Origin of the sequence: Streptomyces sp. NPDC008137 (genome assembly GCF_042957035.1) — a bacterium.
In the GTDB taxonomy this organism is placed as follows: Bacteria; Actinomycetota; Actinomycetes; order Streptomycetales; family Streptomycetaceae; genus Streptomyces.
On the sequence record NZ_JBIBHN010000001.1, the window covers coordinates 145860 to 164983 of the forward strand.

The window sequence follows — 19124 nt, forward strand, 5'->3', positions numbered from 1 at the left end:
CCGATCCCCCACGCGGGTCCGCCACCTCGCCGGGTTTCGTACGGGAAGGACCTCCGGGTGCCTGTCTTCACACGCTTGCGCCAGTCATCACGGTCAGAGCCTGCGTCGGCACCGGCACCGGCACCGGCACCGGCACCGGAGACTCACGTGCCGGAATCCGGTCTCCGCACCCGCCACCCCCGCGCCGTCCGCGCCCTCCGCCGGACGACCACCACCCTCGCCGCCGCCCTGGTCCTCGGTGCCCTGCTGCTGCCCAACACCCTGCCCGCCGTCGGGCCGCAGAGCTTCACGCGCATACCGGCGGAGGCGGTCATCGGGGCAGTCGTGGTGCTGTGGCTGCCGCGCCGGCCCCGGCTGGCCGCGGCGACGCTGTACGGGCTCGGCCTGACCGCGCTGACCGCCGTGAACCTGCTCGACATGGGGTTCAACGAGTATCTGGGCCGGGGCTTCAACGCCGCGCTCGACTGGGACCTGCTGCCCGACGCCCAGGCGTACGTCGGGGACACCCTGGGCGGGGGCGTCGCAACCGCCGCCGCCGTAGGGGCGATCGTGCTGGTCCTGCTCCTGGCTGCCCTCATGGTCGCGGCGACGATCCGGCTCAGCGACCTGCTCGTCCGCCACCGGCCCCGGGCGGCCCGGGGCGCGCTGATCGCCGGTGTCGTCTGGGTCACCTGCTCCGCCCTGGGCCTGACGCTCTTCGGCGGGCCGATCGCCTCCGAGCGCGGTGCCGGAGCCCTCCGGGTCCACGCCCAGCGGACGGTGGAATCCCTGCGCGACGAGGCGGCCTTCGCGAGGCACGCCCAGGCGGACACCTTCGGCAACACCCCGCCCGACCAGCTACTGCCCGACCTGCGCGGCAAGGACGTCGTCTTCACGTTCATCGAGAGCTACGGCCGCAGCGCCATCGAGGACCCGATCATGGCGCCCGGCGTCGACCGCACCCTCGACGCCAGCGGCAAGGCCCTTCAGAAGGCCGGTTTCGCCGCCCGCAGCGGCTGGCTGACGTCGGCGACCTACGGCGGCAGCAGCTGGCTCGGCCACTCCACGACCATGTCCGGCCTGTGGATCGACAACCAGCGCCGCTACCGCACGGTCACCGCGGGCGGCCATCTCACCCTCACCAAGGCGTTCCAGAAGACCGGCGCCTGGGACACGGTCGGCGTGATGCCCGGCGTGCAGAAGGGCTGGCCGGAGGAGAAGTGGTACGGCCTCGACAAGCTCTACGACGCCTACGACCTGGGGTACAAAGGCCCGAAGTTCAGCTGGTCGACCATGCCCGACCAGTACGCGCTGGAGGCGTTCCAGCGCCAGGTGCACGGCAGGAAGCGCGACAAGCCGCTGATGTCGTTCGTCATCCTGACCTCCAGCCACCAGCCCTGGGCGCCCCTCCCGAAGATGGTCGACTGGGACGGACTCGGCGACGGCTCACGCTTCGACGCCATCGAGAAGGCCGGCAACAAGGCGTCGGACGTCATCACCGACACCACCAAGTCCCGGCAGGAGTACGGCAAGTCCATCCAGTACTCGGTCACCAGCCTCACCCAGTGGCTGGAGCGCTACGGCACCGACGACACCGTCCTGGTCTTCCTCGGCGACCACCAGCCCATGGCCCGGGTCAGCGGCATCCGCGCCAGCCGGGACGTGCCGGTGTCGATCGTCGCGAAGGACCCGAAGGTCCTCGACAAGGTCGCCGACTGGAACTGGACGGAGGGTCTCAAGCCCGACCGCGACGCCCCGGTGTGGAAGATGAGCGCGTTCCGCGACCGCTTCCTCAAGGCGTACGGCTCCACGCCGCACCGCTCGGGAGGCTGATCAGCCGCCGCGCAGCCCTCCGGTCAGCCGCCGATCAGCCGCCGGAGGTGTCGAGTTCGGCTTCCTCGCCGACCCCGGCACAGTCGTAGGGGTCCTTCAGCCAGCCGTCCGGCAGCACCACCCGGTTGTTGCCGGACGTACGGCCCCGGGGCCCGTCGGCGCCGGCGGGCCAGGGCTGGTCGAGGTCCAGCTCGTCCAGCCCGGAGCGCAGCTCCTCCAGCGAGGAGGTGACCGCGAGGCGCTTGCGCATCTCGGAACCGACGGCGAAGCCCTTCAGATACCAGGCCACGTGCTTGCGGAAGTCGATGACGCCCCGCGCCTCGTCACCGATCCACTCCCCGAGCAGGGTGGCGTGCCGGACCATGACGTCGGCGACCTCGCGCAGCGCTGGGCGGGCGATGTCCTGGGGGCGCCCCTCGAAGGCGGCCACCAGGTCGGCGAACAGCCACGGCCGCCCCAGGCACCCGCGTCCCACGACCACGCCGTCGACACCGGTCTCGCGCACCATCCGCAGCGCGTCCTCGGCCGACCAGATGTCGCCGTTGCCGAGCACCGGGATCTCCGGGACGTGCTCCTTCAGCCGGGCGATGGCGTCCCAGTCGGCGGTGCCGCCGTAGTGCTGGGCGGCGGTGCGGCCGTGCAGCGCGATGGCGGTGACGCCCTCCTCGACGGCGATCCGGCCGGCGTCCAGGAAGGTGATGTGGTCGTCGTCGATGCCCTTGCGCATCTTCATCGTGACGGGCAGATCGCCGGCGCCGCTGACGGCCTCGCGCAGGATGGCCCGCAGCAGGTTCCGCTTGTACGGCAGCGCGGAGCCGCCGCCCTTCCTCGTGACCTTCGGCACGGGACAGCCGAAGTTGAGGTCGATGTGGTCGGCGAGGTCCTCTTCCGCGATCATGCGGACGGCCTTGCCGACGGTCGCCGGGTCCACACCGTAGAGCTGGATCGACCGGGGCCGCTCCGTCTCATCGAAATGGATGAGCTGCATGGTCTTCTCGTTGCGTTCGACCAGCGCCCGGGTGGTGATCATCTCGCTGACGAACAGGCCCTTTCCTCCGCTGAACTCCCTGCACAGGGTGCGGAAGGGCGCGTTGGTGATCCCGGCCATGGGGGCCAGGACGACGGGGGGCCGGACGGTGTGCGGGCCGATCTGGAGGGGCGTGGACATGCATCCATTGTGCCGTGCAATGAGAGGGTAAAATTCATTAGTTAGCCACACTATCGAAATCGGCGTACGATGGCACGCATGCCCGAGCTCAGCCCCCGCCGCCGCATGCTGGTGCTCGCGATCTGCTGTATGAGCCTGCTGATCGTGAGCCTCGACAACACGGTCCTGAACGTGGCTCTGCCCTCCATGCAGCAGGACCTGCACGCGAGCACGTCCGGCCTGCAGTGGACGATCGACGCCTACACCCTGGTCCTGGCCTCGCTGCTGATGCTCGCGGGCTCCACGGCCGACCGGATCGGCCGCAAACGGGTCTTCATGGCGGGCCTGATCGTCTTCACCATCGGCTCGGCCCTCTGTTCCCTCGCGCCGAACCTGGAGGCGCTGGTCGCCTTCCGGATGATCCAGGCGGTGGGCGGCTCGATGCTGAACCCGGTCGCCATGTCGATCATCACCAACACGTTCACGGACCCGCGCGAACGGGCCCGGGCGATCGGCGTGTGGGGCGCGGTCGTCGGCATATCGATGGCCGCCGGTCCGCTGGTCGGCGGCCTCCTCGTCGAGTCGGTCGGCTGGCGCTCCATCTTCTGGATCAACCTGCCGGTGGGCCTCGCCGCCCTCCTCCTCACCCTCCGCTTCGTCCCCGAGTCCCGCGCGCCTCGCGCTCGCCGCCCCGACCCCGTGGGGCAGGTGCTGGTGATCGCGCTCTTCGGCTCGCTCACGTACGCGATCATCGAGGCGCCGACGACGCCGTTCGCGTCGATCGCCCCACTGGCCGTCCTGGCCCTGGCCGCCCTCGCCGGCCTGCTCTGGTACGAGCCCCGCCGCACCGAACCCCTGATCGATCTGCGGTTCTTCCGCTCGGCGCCGTTCAGCGGGGCCACGGTCATCGCGGTCAGCGCGTTCGCCGCGCTCGGCGGGTTCCTCTTCCTCTCCACGCTCTACCTCCAGAACGTCCGCGGCCTGACCGCCCTGGAGGCGGGCCTGTGGATGCTCCCGATGGCGGCCCCGACGTTCCTCTGCGCCCCGCTCTCCGGCCGCCTGGTCGGCACCCGCGGCCCACGCCTCCCGCTCCTGATCGCCGGCTTCGCGATGACCTCGAGCGGCGTGCTGTTCGCCGCCTTCGAGGCCGAGACCTCCGACGTCACGCTCTTCGCCGGATACGTCCTCTTCGGCATCGGCTTCGGTTTCGTCAACGCGCCCATCACCAACACGGCGGTGTCCGGGATGCCGCGCGCGCAGGCGGGCGTCGCCGCGGCGGTGGCCTCGACGAGCCGACAGCTCGGGCAGACGCTGGGTGTCGCGGTGGTGGGGGCGGTGCTCGCCTCCGGCGTGGGCTCGTCGTCGTACCGGGAGATGTTCGTCTCGGCGGCGAGGCCCGGCTGGTGGATCATCGCGGTGTGCGGCTTCGCCGTGCTGACGCTGGGGGCGGTGACGAGTGGGCGGTGGGCTCGGGGGACTGCCGAACGGGCGGCAGAGAGGCTGGAGGCGGCGGAGGTGCGGGATGTGCTGGTGACCTCGGACCGTGCCACGTAGCCGTGGTTCGTCTCCCTTTGGACAACAACGGCGCGGGAGACATGCACGACGGCCGTGCGGGAGGACGAGGGCGATGACACCGCTCATCCGCAGTCCCGGACGAGGCCTTGCCGAGCAGACGGGATTCCGCGCCCCATAAGCTCGTCGGTCGACAGCCGATGTAGAGGGAGAGGGACGGGGCGCATGGCGGGGGACAGGCAGATCCACGGGCTCGCGGCGGGAGACGGTCGAGCGTCCCGGCCGGCCGGGAACGCTTCTTCCCGACGCCTTACGGGCCCCCATCGTTGGCTTCTGTGGTTTCTGTTCTACAGCGCGTGCACTGTGGCTTCGGTGGCGCTGATGTGGTTCTCGCCGGTGGTGCCGCTGCCGGCCCTGCTGCGCGGCCCGGCCTGGTTCACTTCCACGCTGCTGATACCTGCGGCGCTCCTCGTGGTGCCGGCTCTCTTGCTCCGCCACATCACTCACAAGAAGACGCCGCTGGTGGCCGTCTCCGCGCTCGTCGTTGCCGCCTCCGCCGCAGTCGGGCTGTCGGTCATCACCGCTTTGGCCGGCGATGAGCGGGCACTGGAGACTCGCGGCCGGTGGACCGAGGCCGTCGTGGTCGAAGTCGAGAACGGCAAGACCGACGAGTGCACGCTCCACACCCGCGACGGCCGGGGCATCTCACCTGAGATGACGGACGGCTGCGACGCGGCAACGGTCGAGGCAGGCGACGAACTGCACGTGCTGTACGACCCCGAGGGCGCAGCCGCTCCGTTGGAGGACGACACGGCAGTGGAGCTGGACCCCGGCTCGTACCGAGGGATGATCGGCGGCCTGGCAGCGCTGATCGTCGTTACGGGCACGTGGGGCTGCGTACGGCTGAGCCGAGTGGACGACCAGAACGACGGGGGCGCCCGCTAGGACAAGTCGGCACACGTGGTGCAGCTGAGGCATCTCACGGCCTGATAACTCGTATCCGGGGAAACCCTGTTGATGTTGGTCTTGCTGCACACTCCTTGCTGCGAGCAGACCGGACGGGCCGGATTCCTGGACGCGGGGAGGCGTCATGTCGCAGATCGACACCAGCAAGGTCAGCCGCTGGGACCAGCACGGCCGCGAACACGTGGTGCGGGTCCAGCGCACGGGCATGCAGCGCACCATCAGATGCGACACCTGCGGCTGGCGCAGAGGCGCGCAGTTCCTGCCCTGGCTGAAGGCGGAGGAGCATCTGACGGAGGCTCATCAGGCGACGGTGGACCCGACGGCTGCGTGAACGGCCGGGCGGGCCGGTCCTAGTAGAGGATCGAGGGCAGGTACGCCCCGTCGGGCCGGTTGTACAGGCCGATGGTCATCAGGCTCAACAGCTGCACGACCTTGAGGCCGTTGGACAGGCACCACCTGAGCAGCGCGCTGTCGCTCGCCGGTACCAGGATGCCCGGGCCTCCGAACTGCTGGGCCGACGCGATCAGCGCCTGGAGGTCCGGCGTGGTCTCGCCCACCGCATGCGCGAAGAAGGCCAGGTCGGTGGCGTACCCGGTGACGTGTCCCCCGCGCTCGACGACTCGGGCGGTGCCCTGTTTGAGCGCGTCGGCGACCTCACCGCCACGGTCGACGCCGTGGACCTGCCGACACACGTCGTTGCAGGCGCCGAGGTCCGCGTCCGTGGCCTCCCGCACCGCGTACCCCGGCATCGCACGCTCGATCGGCGGGCCCTGCACACACGCCATCGTGGCCCGGTGGGCGAAGCCCAGGCTCACGTACAGCGAGAACGATCTGTTGTGGTAGCCGCTCTGCAACAGCCGGATGCCCGGCGCCCCTCGCTCGTCGGCCCGCTCCATCACGTCCCGCATCAGGCGGCGGCCCACGCCCGCGTTCTGCACGGTGGGGTCGACGGTGACCGGCCCGACCCCGACGACGGTCGAGCGCTCGTCGAGGAAGTTGCTGCCCACGATCCGCCCGCCGAGTTCGGCGACGACACTGTAGAAGCCCGGGTGCGTCAGGGCTCCCTCGATCAGCGCGACACCCACGTCGGGGCTGGGAATGTCGGGCAGGAAGGCGTGCTCCTCGGCGATGCCGGCGAAGGCCTCGTAGCAGATCCTTCCGCACTCCGCGGCATCGCCCGAAGTGCCCGGACGCAGTATGAGATCCACGATCGCCATCCCCTTCTCAGCGCACTCCGCGCGGCGATCCACCCCTCGCTTCCATCCTCTGCCCTTCCCGGCCGGCACGCACCTGGTAAGGCGATCCCTCTCAGGGCCGCAGCCCCCGCACCACCAGCTCCACCACCGCCGCGAACTCCCCCTCCACACCGGGGTCCTCCCAGTCCCGCGCATAGCCGGGGTCATGGAAGCGCCCCGTCGCCTGGAACACCGCGCGGGCCGAGGCCTCCGGGTCGGTGGCCGCGAAGTCGCCGTTCTCCACGCCGGACTGGATGATGCGGGTCAGCTGGGACTCCAGGTCGGTGATGTGCTCGCCGACCGCTGTGCCGGCCTCGTCGGTGAGGACCATGTATGTGGCGAACAGCTCCGGGTCCTCGCCCGCCTTGCGGCGCTTCGCGGCGAACAGCGCGGCGAGCCAGTCCCGCAGCCGGTCCTCCGGGGCGGTGTCGCCGGTGACGATGCCGGACAACTCCCCGGACGTGCGGTCCAGCCAGCGCTTGGTGACCGCCTCACGCAGCGCCGCCTTGGTCCGGAAGTGGCGGTAGACACTGCCGTGGCTGACACCGAGCGCCCGGGCGACGTCCACGACGGTGGCCTTGGCCGGGCCGTGGCGCCGCAGCACCTCCTCGGTGGCCTCGAGGATGCGCTCGGCGGTCAAGGTCTCGCTGGTCGGTGCCATGCCCTGACCGTACCCGGAGCCCGGTTCAGCTCTCGAGGTGCGCCATCTGGGCCGCCGGGTAGCGGTCGCCGGCGGCGGCACCGGCCGGCACTGCCTCCTCGATCGCGGCCAGGTCGGCCGCGTCCAGCCTCACGTCCAGCGCGCCCAGCGCCTCCGTGAGCCGGTCGCGGCGGCGGGCGCCGACCAGCGGCACGATGTCCGTCCTGTGGATCGAACCGCGGGAGAGCACCCAGGCGATGGCGATCTGCGCGACGCTCGCGCCCTTCTGCTCGGCGATCTTCCGCAGCGCCTCGACGAGGTCCAGGTTGTGCCGGAGGTTCTCGCCCTGGAAGCGCGGCGACATCGCCCGGAAGTCGCCCGCGCCGAGCTGCCGGTCCGCGGTGAAGTGGCCCGATATCAGACCCCGGGAGAGCACCCCGTACGCCGTGATGCCGATGCCCAGCTCGCGCGTGGTCGGGAGGATCTCGTCCTCGATGCCGCGCGATATGAGGGAGTACTCGATCTGGAGGTCGGAGACGGGGGCCGTGGCAGCGGCCCGGCGGATGGTGTCGGCGCCGACCTCGCTGAGGCCTATGTGCCGCACGTGGCCCTTCTCTACGAGTTCCGCAATCGCTCCGACCGTCTCCTCGATCGGCACGTCCGGGTCGAGGCGGGCGATGCGGTAGACGTCGATGTGGTCGACGCCGAGCCGCTGGAGGGAGTACGCGGCGAAGTTCTTCACGGCGGCGGGCCGGCCGTCGTAGCCGGACCAGCCGCCGTCCGGGTCGCGCAGGGCGCCGAACTTCACACTGACCAGCGCCTGTTCACGCCGGGCGGCAGGGGCCGTGCGGAGGGCCTCGCCGATCAGCAGTTCGTTGTGGCCCATGCCGTAGAAGTCGCCGGTGTCGAGCAGGGTGACGCCCGCTTCGAGCGCCGCGTGGAGGGTCGCGATGGATTCGGCCCGGTCCGCCTCGCCGTACAGCGCGGACATACCCATGCAGCCGAGACCGAGGGCGGAGACCTGGGGGCCTGTGGTTCCGAGGGGTCGGGTTCGCATCGTCATGCCATCCACCCTGCCATAACAGCTGACAGAATTCAATATCTGTCAGTCCATAGTTGTCAGCACCTTCTCCATCGACAACTACCGCGCCGTGAACGCCAGCTTCGCCCCCAGTGCCACGAACGACCCCGCGAACCCCCGCCGCAGCCACGCCATCACCCTCGGCCGGGAGGTGACGTGACTGCGCACGGACGAGGCCAGCACCCCGTACACCGCGAACACCAGGAACGTCGCCAGCATGAACACCCCGCCCAGCCCCAGCATCCGCACCACCGCGTGCGGCTCCCCCTGGCTCACGAACTGCGGCAGGAACGCGAAGAAGAAGATCGTCAGCTTCGGGTTGAGGATGTTGATCAGCACACCCCGCACGATCACCCGCCGCGCCGACACCTGCCCCTGCCCCTGCGACTCCTCCACCACGAGCGCCTCTTTGTCCCGCACGGTCGCCCACGCCATGTACAGCAGATAGGCCACCCCGGCGTACTTCAGCACCTCGAAGGCGGTCGCGCTCGCGTGCAGCAGCGCGGCGACGCCGGTGACCGTGGCCAGCAGATGCGGCACGATCCCGAGCGTGCAGCCGACGGCCGCGACGACACTCGCCCTCCGCCCACGGGAGAGCGCTGCGGCGAGGGTGTAGACGACGCCGGTGCCGGGCGTGGCGACGACGACCAGGGTGGTCAGCAGGAACGCGATACTCATGCGCCCACCCTGGCGCGGCGCCGCCCCGGTACACAGGTCCAATCGGCCGCCCCGCTGGAGGACCACTCCCCCATGAACGCGACGGTGCCGGGCCCCTCCGAAGAGGAACCCGGCACCGTCGTGCGCGCGAAGGGCGATCAGCAGCCGACCAGGCGGGCCGCCAGGTACCCCTCGATCTGGTCGAGGGACACGCGCTCCTGCTTCATCGAGTCACGCTCGCGGACGGTGACCGCGTTGTCCTCGAGCGTGTCGAAGTCGACGGTCACACAGAACGGCGTACCGATCTCGTCCTGGCGGCGGTAGCGGCGGCCGATGGCGCCGGCGTCGTCGAAGTCGATGTTCCAGTTCTGGCGCAGCGCCTGGGCGAGGCCCTTGGCCTTCGGGGACAGCTCCGGGTTCCGGGACAGCGGGAGCACCGCGACCTTGACCGGGGCGAGGCGGTGGTCGAGGCGCAGCACGGTGCGCTTCTCCATCTTGCCCTTGGCGTTGGGCGCCTCGTCCTCGACGTAGGCGTCCAGGAGGAACGCCAGCATCGCGCGGCCGACACCGGCCGCGGGCTCGATGACGTACGGCGTCCAGCGCTCGCCGGCTTCCTGGTCGAAGTAGGTGAGGTCCTGGCCGGAGGCCTTGGAGTGGGCACCGAGGTCGTAGTCGGTGCGGTTGGCGACGCCCTCGAGCTCGCCCCACTCACTGCCGCCGAACTGGAAGCGGTACTCGATGTCGGCGGTGCGCTTGGAGTAGTGGGAGAGCTTCTCCTTCGGGTGCTCGTACCACCGCATGTTCTCCTCGCTCATGCCGAGGCCGGTGTACCAGTTCCAGCGCTGCTCCATCCAGTACTCCTGCCACTTCTCGTCCTCGCCCGGCTTGACGAAGAACTCCATCTCCATCTGCTCGAACTCGCGGGTGCGGAAGATGAAGTTGCCGGGCGTGATCTCGTTGCGGAAGGACTTGCCCATCTGGGCGATGCCGAACGGCGGCTTGCGGCGCGAAGTGGTCTGCACCTGGGAGAAGTTGGTGAAGATGCCCTGGGCGGTCTCGGGCCGCAGGTAGGCGACGGAGCCGGAGTCCTGCGTCGGGCCGAGGTGGGTCGACAGCAGGCCCGAGAACTGCTTGGGCTCGGTGAAGGTGCCCTTGTTTCCGCAGTTGGGGCAGTTGAGGTCGGCGAGCCCGTTCTCCGGGGCGCGGCCCTTCTTCTCTTCGTAGGCCTCCTCCAGGTGGTCCGCGCGGAACCGCTTGTGGCAGGAGGTGCACTCGGTGAGGGGATCGGTGAACGTGGCGACGTGGCCGGAGGCGACCCAGACCTCGGGGGCCAGGATGACGGACGAGTCGATACCGACCACGTCCTCGCGCGACGTCACCATGTAGCGCCACCACTGGCGCTTGAGGTTCTCCTTGAGCTCGACACCCAGCGGGCCGTAGTCCCAGGCGGCGCGCTGACCGCCGTAGATCTCACTACAGGGGAATACGAAGCCACGGCGCTTGCTCAGGCTGACGATGGTGTCGATCTTGTCGGCGGCCACGGTGCTCTCTTCATTACGACGACGGGCGACGAAGCGAGTTGCTTCCAGCGAATGATTCAGGTTACCGGCGGGGACGCCCCTCCAATCAAATCGCTCCCCCCTCAGCGACCGCCAGAGGACCGCGGACCCTGTTTCCGGCCCTGCTTCCGGTCCCGTTCAGGACGTTTGTTGACAACGGTTTCCATATTTGTTGAAAATGAGTGTCATGAACGTACGACGACGCCTCATACCCGCCGCCGCGGCCGCTTCTCTCGGCCTCGGCGCTCTGACCGCCTGCTCCAGCGACAGCGCGGCGACGGGCAACACGGAGAAGTTCGACGTCGTCGCGTCGTTCTACCCGATGGCCTTCCTCGCCGAGCAGATAGGCGGCGACCACGCGAACGTCACCAGTCTGACCGAGCCGGGCCAGGAGCCGCACGACCTGGAGATCAGCACCCAGCAGCGCGCCCAGATGGAGGAGGCCGACGCGGCGCTCTTCCTCAAGGGGCTCCAGCCCGCCGTCGACAAGGCCGTGACACAGACCGGCATCGAGACGAAGATCGACGCGGCCTCGCTGACCCACCTCGAGGACCACGGCGGCGCCGGGCACAGCCACGAGGGTGAGGAGGGCCACTCCGAGGAAGAGGAACACGGCCGCGACCCCCACGTCTGGCTGGACCCGGTGAAGTACGCCGAGATCGCCCAGGGCGTCGGCAAGGCCTTCGAGAAGGCCGACCCGGACCACGCGGCCGACTACAAGAAGAACACCGAGGCCCTGGTCAAGAAGCTGAACGGCCTGAACAGCGACTTCGAGAACGGCCTGAAGGACTCGAAGTCCAAGGTCTTCTTCACCAACCACGCCGCATTCGGCTACCTCGCCGAGCGCTACGGCCTCACCCAGGAGGCCATCTCCGGCGTCGACCCCGAGAGCGAGCCCAGCGCCGCCCGGGTCAAGGAGCTCCAGCAGGAGGCCAAGGCCGACGGCGTCACCACCGTCTTCTACGAGACACTGGTCTCCGACCGGACCGCGAAGACCCTGGCCCGGGACGCGAACCTGAAGACGGACGTCCTCGACCCGCTCGAGGGCATCACCGACAAGTCCAGGGGCGACGACTACTTCCAGGTCATGGAAGCCAACCTCAAGGCCCTGCAGACGGCTCTGGGAGCCAAGTGACTCACTCATCGGAGGACGGCATGACCGAGCCCGTCGTATCCCTGCGCGGCGTCCGCGCGGACCTGGGCTCGCGCCCCGTCCTGCGCGGCATCGACCTCACCGTGCGCAGCGGCGAGGTCGTCGCGCTGCTCGGCGCGAACGGCTCCGGCAAGTCCACGGCCGTACGCAGCGTCATCGGCCAGGTGCAGACCGGCGCCGGCGAGATCGAGCTGTTCGGCACACCGCGCGCCCGCTTCCGCGACTGGCACCGCGTGGGCTACGTCCCGCAGCGCACCACGGCCGCGGGCGGCGTGCCCGCCACGGTGACCGAGGTGGTCTCCTCGGGCCGCCTGTCCCGGGCCCGCTTCGGCGTGCTGCGCAAGGCCGACCGCGAGGCCGTACGACGGGCTCTGGACCTCGTCGGCATGGCGGACCGGGCCAAGGACTCCGTCGACGCCCTCTCCGGCGGCCAGCACCAGCGGGTCCTGATCGCCCGCGCCCTCGCCTCCGAGCCCGAGCTGCTGATCATGGACGAGCCGATGGCGGGCGTCGACCTGGCCAGCCAGGAAGTGCTCGCGCACACCCTGACCGAGCAGGTCGCCCAGGGCACCACCGTGCTGCTCGTGCTGCACGAACTGGGCCCGCTGGAGCCCCTCATCGACCGGGCGGTCGTCCTGCGCGACGGCTGCGTCGTGCACGACGGACCGCCCCCGAAGGCCGTCGGGCAGCACGCCCTCCCCGGCCACGACCACGTACACCCGCACGCGCCGACGGGCGCCGAACCGATCCGTACGGGACTGCTGAGCTGATGGACTTCCTCGACTACGCCTTCATGCAGCGGGCCCTGCTCGCCGCCGTCCTGGTCGGCATCACAGCCCCCGCGGTGGGGATCTACCTGGTCCAGCGCCGCCAGGCCCTGATGGGCGACGGCATCGGCCACGTGGCGATGACAGGGGTCGGCCTCGGCTTCCTGCTGACCTGGTCCCCGGTGTGGATGGCGACCCTCGTCTCCGTCCTCGGCGCGGTCCTCATGGAGCTGATCCGCTGGTACGGCAAGACCCGCGGCGACATCGCCCTCGCGATGCTCTTCTACGGCGGCATGGCCGGCGGTGTGATGTTCATCAACCTCGCGCCGACGGGCTCCAACGCCAACCTGACGTCGTACCTGTTCGGCTCGCTGTCGACGGTGTCCGAGTCGGACGTCACGGCGATCTGCGTACTGGCCGCGTTCGTCGTCCTGGTCACGCTCGGCCTGCGCCGGCAGCTGTTCGCCGTCAGCCAGGACGAGGAGTTCGCCCGGGTCACGGGCCTGCCGGTGCGTGCCCTGAACCTGCTGACGGCGATCACCGCGGCCGTCACCGTGACGGTGGCGATGCGCGTGGTCGGTCTGCTGCTGGTCAGCGCGCTGATGGTGGTGCCCGTCGCGGCGGCCCAGCAGATCAGCCGCAGCTTCGCGGCCACGTTCGTGATCGCCGTCGCCATCGGTGTGAGCGTGACGATCGGCGGCACGGTCACCTCGTACTACCAGGATGTGCCGCCCGGTGCGACGATCGTATTGCTGACCATCGGCGCGTTCATCGTGCTGACGGCACTCGCGGCTCCGCTGGCCCGCCGCCGCGCCCGCGCCCGGGCTTCCGCGCAATCCGCCCACGACCCCGGCGAGTGCGCGATTCCGGGTACCCGGGGGGCGGCCGACGAAGTCGGCGTCTGACCGCCCCCATCCCGGGCTGGCACAATGACCCGGGCAAGGCAGACGTGAGGAGGCAACGGTGACGACCGCTGGACCGTCCGTGAAGGGCCGCGCCACCCGGCAGCGGGCCGCCGTGTCGGCGGCCCTGGAAGAGGTCGACGAGTTCCGCAGTGCGCAGGACCTGCACGACATGCTCAAGCACAAGGGCGACTCGGTCGGGCTCACCACGGTCTACCGCACGCTGCAGTCCCTCGCCGATGCCGGTGAGGTCGATGTCCTGCGTACGGCCGACGGTGAGTCGGTGTACCGCCGTTGCTCCACGGATGACCATCACCACCACCTTGTGTGCCGGGGATGTGGCAAGGCCGTTGAGGTGGAAGGGCCGGCCGTGGAGCGGTGGGCGGAGGCCGTTGCTTCGGAGCACGGGTTTGTGAACGTGGCTCACACGGTGGAGATTTTCGGTACCTGTGCGGAGTGCGCTGCCGCTTCTGACCGGTGAGTTTTCGGGTGCCGGTGCGTGGGGGGCTTGTCGCGCAGTTCCCCGCGCCCCTGGGTTAGTCGCCCTCAGGTTCGATTGAAGCGCTTGGCCTCGACCTGCTTGGAGAAGTCGTCCAGGAGGACGTCGGCCATCTTGTAGGTGATCTCGCTGTCGGCGAAGCTGGGGCCCTTCTCGTAGAAGTCCTCGACGTCGCTGAGGTGTCCGAACCAGGCGGCGTCGCCGCGCGAGATGTACCGCTCCATGCCCCAGCCCTTGCCGCCGAGGCTCTCCTCACTCATGGCCGGGGCGATGGCGTACAGGTTGGAGACGGCCTGCGCGGCTTCGGCCTCGGTGCCGATCGAGGCGAACTCGCCGCCGGTGATCCGCTGGACGAACGCCGGCGTGAAGAGTCCGCGCAGGACGCTGCGGGCGGCCCGGTGGCGGCCGGGACGTGGCCGACCGTCCTGCCCTTGCCAAGAAGTCCTCAGGCGGACGGCATCAGGCCCCGGGCGGTGAGCCCGCGGCGGACGAGCAGCGACAGGGCGGAGGAGGCGAGGATGACGACGCCGCCGACGCGCAGGAGGAGGTCGTAGGCGCGCTCCGGGCCGGTCTCCGGGGTGAGGGTGGTGATCGCCGCCGCTACGGCCGCGAGGCCGATGGCGCCCAGGGTGACGAGGGCCGTGAGGACGACCCCGGAGGCCTCGCCGGCGCGGGCGGGCCGCACGACCTGCTGGGTGGCCACGCTGGCGAAGGTCCAGCCGAGGCCCAGGCCGAGCGCGCACCAGGTGAAGACGGGCAGGTAGAGCCACCAGGACCAGACCCAGCTCAGCCCGATCATGCCGGTGCCCGCGATGGTCCCGGCCAGGGCCATGACGCTGGTGGGGCGCATCCGGGTGGAGAGCCAGGCGCCGATGGGCCCGGCGCAGGCCACCATCACGGCCGGGGCGAGGAAGACCGTGCCGGACAGGATCGCGGACAGGCCCCGCACCTGCTGCAACTGCAGGGTGGCGAGGAAGACGGTCACGGCGTAGCCCATGTTGGCCACCGACCCCATCACGGTGACGAGGTCGAAGGAGATGTTGCGGAAGAGCCGGAAGTCGACCAGGGGGTGCCGGCAGGCCCGCTCCCGCAGGACGAACAGCGCACCGGCCACCACCGCGACGCCGAGCAGGGCGAGGGTCCGCGCGTGGTCCCAGCCCCAGGCGCTGCCCCGCTCGACGGCGAGGGTCAGCGCGGCCAGGCTGATCACGACGGCGAGGCAGCCCGGCAGGTCGATCTGGCGGGGAACGCTCTCGTCCCGGGAGTCGGGGACGTACCGCAGGGCGATCAGCAGGGAGAGGGCGCTGAGCGGAGCCAGCAGCCAGAAGATCCAGCGCCAGCCGGGGCCGTCGGTGAAGCCACCGCCCACGAACGGCCCGAGGGCGGTGCCGACGTTGGCGATCCCGAACATCGCGCCGAGCGCCCGGGCCCGGGTCTCCTCGGGAAAGGCGTTGCTGATGACGGAGACGGACACGGGAAAGATCAGCGCCGCGCCCGCGCCCTGCACCACCCGGCACACGACGAGGACGCCCAGGGTGGGCGCGAGGGCACAGCCGACGGAGGCGGCGGCGAACAGGCCGGTCCCGATCAGCAGGATCGGACGGCGGCCGAGCAGATCGCCCAGCCGCCCGCCGACGATGAAGAGACAGCCGATGGCGAGCATGTAGGCGGACAGCGTCCACTGGGCCGCGGAGACCGTCGTGTCCAGCTCGGCGGAGATGCCGGGGATGGCCAGGTTGAGCGCGAAGAAGTCCAGCTGGATGCAGAACAGGGCGAGCGAGGCCGCGACGAAGGCCCCGGCACGCTGCGAGTTCTGCGGGGGTGCGCTGACGGCCGTCGAACCCATGCCACCAGCACACCGCCCGTGGGGCCCTGCTGCCACCGGAGGGGCGACCGGGCCGACCGGCTCTATTCCTGCTTGCCCTCCATGGCGAGCAGCTCCTCGTTCGGGATGGCCCCGCCGAACCGGCGGTCGCGCGAGGCGAACTCCAGACACGCCCGCCACAGGTCACGCCGGTCGAAGTCCGGCCACAGCACGTCCTGGAAGACCATCTCGGCGTACGCGCTCTGCCAGATCAGGTAGTTGGAGGTGCGCTGCTCACCGCTCGGGCGCAGGAACAGGTCCACGTCCGGCATGTCCGGGTAGTACATGTACTTCGAGAAGGTCTTCTCGTTGACCTTGGACGGGTCGAGCTTCCCGCTCTTCACGTCCTCGGCGAGCGCCTGCGCGGCGTCGGCGATCTCGGCCCGGCCGCCGTAGTTCATGCAGAAGTACAGCGTGAGCTTGTCGTTGTCCTTGGTCTGCTCCTGGGCGATCTGCAGCTCCTTGGCCACGGAACGCCACAGCTTCGGCATCCGGCCCACCCAGCGCACCCGGATGCCCAGCTCGTCGAGCTGGTCGCGGGTCTTGCGGATGAAGTCCCGGTTGAAGTTCATCAGGAAGCGCACCTCGTCCGGCGACCGCTTCCAGTTCTCGGTGGAGAAGGCGTACAGGGAGATCGCGCCGACGCCCATCTCGATGGCGCCCTGGAGCACGTCCAGCACCCGCTCGGCGCCGACCTTGTGCCCCTCGGTACGCGGCAGGCCCCGGTCCTTCGCCCACCGCCCGTTGCCGTCCATGACGATCGCCACATGCTTCGGTACGAGCTCTCCGAGCTTCGGCGGCCGCGCGCCGGAGGGGTGGGGCTCCGGCGTCCTGTACTCCCGGCGCTGCCGCCCCAGGATCCCGCGTACGGCCATGTGTCTCTCGCTCCTCGTGCTCGCTTGCCATGCGTCTGTTTGGGCGGGGCTACTTCTCCACGTACCGCAGGGAACGCAGCCCGCGCTCCATGTGCCAGTGCAGATACGCGGACACCAGCCCGCTGCCCTCGCGGACGTACCGCGCCTCGCACGCGTCCGCGGTGTCCCAGTCTCCCGTAAGCAGCGCGGCGAGGAGTTCGAGGGCCTGGGGCGAGGGTACGACGCTGCCGGGCACCCGGCAGTCGACGCAGACGGAACCGCCCGAGGCGACCGAGAAGAACCGGTTGGGCCCGGGCATCCCGCACTTCGCGCAGTCCGTGAAGCTCGGGGCGTAGCCGTTGACGGCGAGGGAGCGCAGCAGGAAGGCGTCGAGCACGAGATGCGGGGCGTGCTCCCCCCGGGCGAGAGTCCGCAGCCCGCCGACGAGCAGCAGATACTGCTGCACGGTCGGCTCCCCCTCGTGGTCGGTGAACCGCTCGGCGGTCTCCAGCATGACGGTCCCGGCCGTGTACCGAGCGTAGTCACTGACGATCCCGCCGCCGTACGGCGCGATGATCTCACTCTGCGTGCACAGCGGCAGGCCGCGCCCGATCAGCTCGCTCCCCTTGGCGAAGAACTGCACATCGACATGCGAGAACGGTTCGAGGCGTGCACCGAACTTCGACTTCGTCCGGCGCACGCCCCGGGCCACGGCCCGTACTCGTCCGTGACCGCGCGTGAGCAGCGTGATGATCCGGTCCGCCTCACCCAGCTTCTGGGTGCGCAGCACGATGCCGTCGTCGCGGAACAGACTCATGGCGTCATTCTCGCAGGGTCACCGGGTCGTCCGGGTCGCCCGGGTCCTCCGGGTCCCGGGTCCTCCGGGTCAAGGGACCTCGCCCCTGCTGCGGGCGTTGGCGTACGCCGTCGCCGCGCTCAGCCGCTCGGCCGGGGTGGCGTGCCGGACGGCGCCGGGGTCCACGTCCCACTCCTTCCCGCCCCCGTACGGCCGCAACTGCACGTAGGGCCCCTCATGCCCCATGACGATGCCGATGCGTCCGCTGCGGGTGTCCACGACATACGCGCCGACCGGGGGCTTCATCGCAACACCGCCGCGAGCCGCCGGGCGGTCTCCACGGAGCACCGGCCCAATTCCACGAGCGGACAGGGTGCTTCCCGCGCAAGACTCACCGGGTCAAGGCCCAGTGATGGCAGGATAATTCCCGCCTTCGCGAGTTCTGCCCGCAATTCCTTCACCGCGTCCTCCGCTTCTTCGACGCAGCGCGCCGAGTGTCGTGCCTCCACCGTGCTCCCCTTCCATTTCCAGTTTCACTCTTCGCATCCCCACGGTGACGCTCCGCGCCTACACTCGGGAGGGGTCTGTGCCCTACAACTGCGGGGCAGCACAAAGGGGTTCGGCAATGGCCAACGGTTCTCGGCAGGCGGCGTGGGAGTTCTTCGGCACGGAGCTGAAGCGACGGAGGGAGGACGCGGGCATCACCCAGGCGGAGCTGGGGCTACGGGTTTTCGTCTCCGGCGGATACATCGGCCAGTTCGAACAGGCCATTCGCAAGCCACAGCTGGATGTGGCGCAGCGGATCGACGGGGTCCTGCAAACCGACGGTATTTTCGAGCGGTTGTGCAGGAAGCTGATTGACGATAAGCGGTATGCGGATTATTTCGCGAGGGCAGCGGAGCTGGAGGCGCAGGCCACGAAGATCTGCGAGTTCGCGCCCGCGCTGGTGCCGGGGCTGCTGCAAACACCGGCCTATGCGAGGGCGGTCACGCTGGCGATGAACCCGTTCGCGCCGGACGAGTTCATCGCCGAAAAGGTGTCGGGCCGCTTGGAGCGCGCGCAGATCCTCAAGGACGCTACCCGCCCCGTGTATTGGGTGATCCTCCACGAGAACGTACTGCGCATCCCGGTCGGCGGACCGGCCGTCATGGCGGAGCAGCTGGAGCGCGTGGTGGCACTGGCGCGGGAGCGGACGGTGATGGTGCAGGTGCTGCCGTACGCGGCTGGGGCGTACGCCGTGATGACCGGTGATCTGCGCCTCATGGAGTTCGATGACGCACCCCCGACGGCCTATACAGAAGCCGTGTATTCGGGGACGCTGCTGGACGATCCGGCCGTGGTGAAGCACGCACAGTCCGCCTACGATCTGCTCAGGGCTGCCGCGCTGCCGCCGGAGGCGTCCCTGGACCTGATCGAATCGGCGGCGGAGGACTTCAGACGATGCGCGAGTACGACCTGACCACCGCACACTGGCGCAAGAGCAGCTACAGCGACGGCAACGGGGGCAACTGCGTCGAGGTCGCCGACGGAATCCCCGGCACGGTCCCCGTCCGCGACAGCAAGCTGGCCAAGAACGACGGCCCTGTGCTCCTGGTCGGGCCGGATGCGTGGAGGGCGTTCATAGGTACGGTCGAGGCCGCCCGCTTCTAGCCAGTGTCGTGCTTCCGCGAGCCGAGTAAA

22 protein-coding genes are annotated in these 19124 nt (G+C 69.9%); 10 read left to right on the forward strand and 12 right to left on the reverse strand.

Going from position 1 to position 19124, the window contains the following annotated elements:
* Positions 1 to 57 precede the first annotated feature (57 nt).
* Entirely contained in the window at positions 58 to 1812 is a 1755-nt protein-coding gene (locus ACFZBT_RS00630) for a sulfatase-like hydrolase/transferase (RefSeq protein WP_391097396.1), read from the forward strand.
* Positions 1813 to 1846: 34 nt separating this feature from the next.
* Here the strand turns inward: ACFZBT_RS00630 and dusB are convergent, their stop codons facing one another.
* Positions 1847 to 2980 carry a tRNA dihydrouridine synthase DusB gene (gene dusB / locus ACFZBT_RS00635; protein ID WP_391097397.1) on the reverse strand — a complete coding sequence of 378 codons (1134 nt, stop codon included), beginning with the start codon at positions 2978 to 2980 and terminating at the stop codon, positions 1847 to 1849.
* A gap of 78 nt (positions 2981 to 3058) precedes the next feature.
* Between dusB and ACFZBT_RS00640 the strand changes: the two genes are divergently transcribed.
* The 3 genes from ACFZBT_RS00640 to ACFZBT_RS00650 all read left to right on the forward strand — a co-directional run bounded on the left by ACFZBT_RS00640 (position 3059) and on the right by ACFZBT_RS00650 (position 5768).
* Positions 3059 to 4513, forward strand: a complete 1455-nt coding sequence (locus ACFZBT_RS00640; RefSeq protein WP_391097398.1) for a DHA2 family efflux MFS transporter permease subunit — start codon at positions 3059 to 3061, stop codon at positions 4511 to 4513.
* 330 nt (positions 4514 to 4843) lie between these two features.
* Entirely contained in the window at positions 4844 to 5416 is a 573-nt protein-coding gene (locus ACFZBT_RS00645) for a hypothetical protein (RefSeq protein WP_391097399.1), read from the forward strand.
* A gap of 145 nt (positions 5417 to 5561) precedes the next feature.
* Positions 5562 to 5768: a hypothetical protein gene (locus ACFZBT_RS00650; RefSeq protein ID WP_391097400.1), complete on the forward strand. Its 207-nt coding sequence runs from the start codon at positions 5562 to 5564 to the stop codon at positions 5766 to 5768.
* 19 nt (positions 5769 to 5787) lie between these two features.
* On the opposite strand, the gene ACFZBT_RS00655 is transcribed toward ACFZBT_RS00650, so the two are convergent.
* The 5 genes from ACFZBT_RS00655 to ACFZBT_RS00675 form a co-directional block, all read right to left on the reverse strand.
* Positions 5788 to 6654 (reverse strand): GNAT family N-acetyltransferase, encoded by an 867-nt coding sequence (locus ACFZBT_RS00655; RefSeq protein WP_391097401.1) that lies wholly within the window; start codon positions 6652 to 6654, stop codon positions 5788 to 5790.
* A 91-nt stretch (positions 6655 to 6745) separates the two neighbouring features.
* Positions 6746 to 7333 carry a TetR family transcriptional regulator gene (locus ACFZBT_RS00660; RefSeq protein ID WP_391097402.1) on the reverse strand — a complete coding sequence of 196 codons (588 nt, stop codon included), beginning with the start codon at positions 7331 to 7333 and terminating at the stop codon, positions 6746 to 6748.
* Between the two features lie 25 nt (positions 7334 to 7358).
* On the reverse strand, positions 7359 to 8375 hold the full coding sequence (locus tag ACFZBT_RS00665; RefSeq protein ID WP_391097403.1) for an aldo/keto reductase: 1017 nt from the start codon (positions 8373 to 8375) through the stop codon (positions 7359 to 7361).
* A 78-nt stretch (positions 8376 to 8453) separates the two neighbouring features.
* Positions 8454 to 9071 (reverse strand): LysE family transporter, encoded by a 618-nt coding sequence (locus ACFZBT_RS00670; RefSeq protein WP_391097404.1) that lies wholly within the window; start codon positions 9069 to 9071, stop codon positions 8454 to 8456.
* Between the two features lie 137 nt (positions 9072 to 9208).
* Positions 9209 to 10591 carry a glycine--tRNA ligase gene (locus ACFZBT_RS00675; RefSeq protein WP_391097405.1) on the reverse strand — a complete coding sequence of 461 codons (1383 nt, stop codon included), beginning with the start codon at positions 10589 to 10591 and terminating at the stop codon, positions 9209 to 9211.
* Between the two features lie 205 nt (positions 10592 to 10796).
* On the opposite strand from ACFZBT_RS00675, the gene ACFZBT_RS00680 reads away from it, so the two are divergent.
* Genes ACFZBT_RS00680 through ACFZBT_RS00695 form a run of 4 tightly spaced genes read left to right on the forward strand, consistent with a single transcriptional unit; the run spans position 10797 to position 13912 of the window.
* Positions 10797 to 11744 carry a metal ABC transporter solute-binding protein, Zn/Mn family gene (locus ACFZBT_RS00680; RefSeq protein ID WP_391097406.1) on the forward strand — a complete coding sequence of 316 codons (948 nt, stop codon included), beginning with the start codon at positions 10797 to 10799 and terminating at the stop codon, positions 11742 to 11744.
* A 20-nt stretch (positions 11745 to 11764) separates the two neighbouring features.
* Positions 11765 to 12532, forward strand: a complete 768-nt coding sequence (locus ACFZBT_RS00685; RefSeq protein WP_391097407.1) for an ATP-binding cassette domain-containing protein — start codon at positions 11765 to 11767, stop codon at positions 12530 to 12532.
* Positions 12532 to 13434 carry an iron chelate uptake ABC transporter family permease subunit gene (locus ACFZBT_RS00690; protein ID WP_391097408.1) on the forward strand — a complete coding sequence of 301 codons (903 nt, stop codon included), beginning with the start codon at positions 12532 to 12534 and terminating at the stop codon, positions 13432 to 13434. Before ACFZBT_RS00685 ends, ACFZBT_RS00690 begins: the two co-directional genes overlap by 1 nt.
* A 58-nt stretch (positions 13435 to 13492) precedes the next feature.
* Entirely contained in the window at positions 13493 to 13912 is a 420-nt protein-coding gene (locus tag ACFZBT_RS00695; RefSeq protein WP_391097409.1) for a transcriptional repressor, read from the forward strand.
* Between the two features lie 65 nt (positions 13913 to 13977).
* Here ACFZBT_RS00695 and ACFZBT_RS00700 read toward each other — a convergent pair whose 3' ends face one another.
* The 6 genes from ACFZBT_RS00700 to ACFZBT_RS00725 form a co-directional block, all read right to left on the reverse strand.
* On the reverse strand, positions 13978 to 14190 hold the full coding sequence (locus ACFZBT_RS00700; protein ID WP_391097410.1) for a hypothetical protein: 213 nt from the start codon (positions 14188 to 14190) through the stop codon (positions 13978 to 13980).
* 185 nt (positions 14191 to 14375) lie between these two features.
* Positions 14376 to 15776, reverse strand: coding sequence for an MFS transporter (locus tag ACFZBT_RS00705; protein WP_391097411.1), 1401 nt, complete (start codon positions 15774 to 15776; stop codon positions 14376 to 14378).
* Positions 15777 to 15838: 62 nt separating this feature from the next.
* Complete coding sequence (locus tag ACFZBT_RS00710) at positions 15839 to 16669, reverse strand: isoprenyl transferase (RefSeq protein ID WP_391097412.1); 831 nt, start codon at positions 16667 to 16669, stop codon at positions 15839 to 15841.
* A 49-nt stretch (positions 16670 to 16718) separates the two neighbouring features.
* Positions 16719 to 17465 carry a DNA repair protein RecO gene (gene recO, locus ACFZBT_RS00715; protein ID WP_391097413.1) on the reverse strand — a complete coding sequence of 249 codons (747 nt, stop codon included), beginning with the start codon at positions 17463 to 17465 and terminating at the stop codon, positions 16719 to 16721.
* Between the two features lie 69 nt (positions 17466 to 17534).
* The gene (locus ACFZBT_RS00720; RefSeq protein ID WP_189723394.1) at positions 17535 to 17750 is read right to left on the reverse strand and encodes a hypothetical protein; all 216 of its coding nucleotides are present in this window, start codon (positions 17748 to 17750) and stop codon (positions 17535 to 17537) included.
* A complete protein-coding gene (locus ACFZBT_RS00725; RefSeq protein WP_391097414.1) occupies positions 17747 to 17953 on the reverse strand; it encodes a hypothetical protein in 207 nt (68 codons plus the stop codon). Before ACFZBT_RS00725 ends, ACFZBT_RS00720 begins: the two co-directional genes overlap by 4 nt.
* A gap of 116 nt (positions 17954 to 18069) precedes the next feature.
* Here ACFZBT_RS00725 and ACFZBT_RS00730 point away from each other — a divergent pair, with 116 nt between their 5' ends.
* The gene (locus ACFZBT_RS00730) at positions 18070 to 18903 is read left to right on the forward strand and encodes a Scr1 family TA system antitoxin-like transcriptional regulator (protein ID WP_391097415.1); all 834 of its coding nucleotides are present in this window, start codon (positions 18070 to 18072) and stop codon (positions 18901 to 18903) included.
* The gene (locus tag ACFZBT_RS00735; RefSeq protein WP_391097416.1) at positions 18885 to 19094 is read left to right on the forward strand and encodes a DUF397 domain-containing protein; all 210 of its coding nucleotides are present in this window, start codon (positions 18885 to 18887) and stop codon (positions 19092 to 19094) included. The genes ACFZBT_RS00730 and ACFZBT_RS00735 overlap by 19 nt, the downstream gene beginning before the upstream one ends.
* Positions 19095 to 19124: the final 30 nt, after the last annotated feature.

What these genes read in the sequence shown, in the direction of transcription:
- ACFZBT_RS00705 (WP_391097411.1), bottom strand. Translation starts at nt 15,776, where the DNA reads ATGGGTTCGACGGCCGTCAGCGCACCCCCGCAGAACTCGCAGCGTGCC.
- ACFZBT_RS00670 (WP_391097404.1), bottom strand. Translation starts at nt 9,071, where the DNA reads ATGAGTATCGCGTTCCTGCTGACCACCCTGGTCGTCGTCGCCACGCCC.
- recO (WP_391097413.1), bottom strand. Translation starts at nt 17,465, where the DNA reads ATGAGTCTGTTCCGCGACGACGGCATCGTGCTGCGCACCCAGAAGCTG.
- ACFZBT_RS00730 (WP_391097415.1), top strand. Translation starts at nt 18,070, where the DNA reads ATGGCCAACGGTTCTCGGCAGGCGGCGTGGGAGTTCTTCGGCACGGAG.
- ACFZBT_RS00680 (WP_391097406.1), top strand. Translation starts at nt 10,797, where the DNA reads ATGAACGTACGACGACGCCTCATACCCGCCGCCGCGGCCGCTTCTCTC.
- ACFZBT_RS00665 (WP_391097403.1), bottom strand. Translation starts at nt 8,375, where the DNA reads ATGACGATGCGAACCCGACCCCTCGGAACCACAGGCCCCCAGGTCTCC.
- ACFZBT_RS00640 (WP_391097398.1), top strand. Translation starts at nt 3,059, where the DNA reads ATGCCCGAGCTCAGCCCCCGCCGCCGCATGCTGGTGCTCGCGATCTGC.
- ACFZBT_RS00720 (WP_189723394.1), bottom strand. Translation starts at nt 17,750, where the DNA reads ATGAAGCCCCCGGTCGGCGCGTATGTCGTGGACACCCGCAGCGGACGC.
- ACFZBT_RS00685 (WP_391097407.1), top strand. Translation starts at nt 11,765, where the DNA reads ATGACCGAGCCCGTCGTATCCCTGCGCGGCGTCCGCGCGGACCTGGGC.
- ACFZBT_RS00710 (WP_391097412.1), bottom strand. Translation starts at nt 16,669, where the DNA reads ATGGCCGTACGCGGGATCCTGGGGCGGCAGCGCCGGGAGTACAGGACG.
- ACFZBT_RS00735 (WP_391097416.1), top strand. Translation starts at nt 18,885, where the DNA reads ATGCGCGAGTACGACCTGACCACCGCACACTGGCGCAAGAGCAGCTAC.
- ACFZBT_RS00660 (WP_391097402.1), bottom strand. Translation starts at nt 7,333, where the DNA reads ATGGCACCGACCAGCGAGACCTTGACCGCCGAGCGCATCCTCGAGGCC.
- ACFZBT_RS00700 (WP_391097410.1), bottom strand. Translation starts at nt 14,190, where the DNA reads ATGAGTGAGGAGAGCCTCGGCGGCAAGGGCTGGGGCATGGAGCGGTAC.
- dusB (WP_391097397.1), bottom strand. Translation starts at nt 2,980, where the DNA reads ATGTCCACGCCCCTCCAGATCGGCCCGCACACCGTCCGGCCCCCCGTC.
- ACFZBT_RS00655 (WP_391097401.1), bottom strand. Translation starts at nt 6,654, where the DNA reads ATGGCGATCGTGGATCTCATACTGCGTCCGGGCACTTCGGGCGATGCC.
- ACFZBT_RS00690 (WP_391097408.1), top strand. Translation starts at nt 12,532, where the DNA reads ATGGACTTCCTCGACTACGCCTTCATGCAGCGGGCCCTGCTCGCCGCC.
- ACFZBT_RS00650 (WP_391097400.1), top strand. Translation starts at nt 5,562, where the DNA reads ATGTCGCAGATCGACACCAGCAAGGTCAGCCGCTGGGACCAGCACGGC.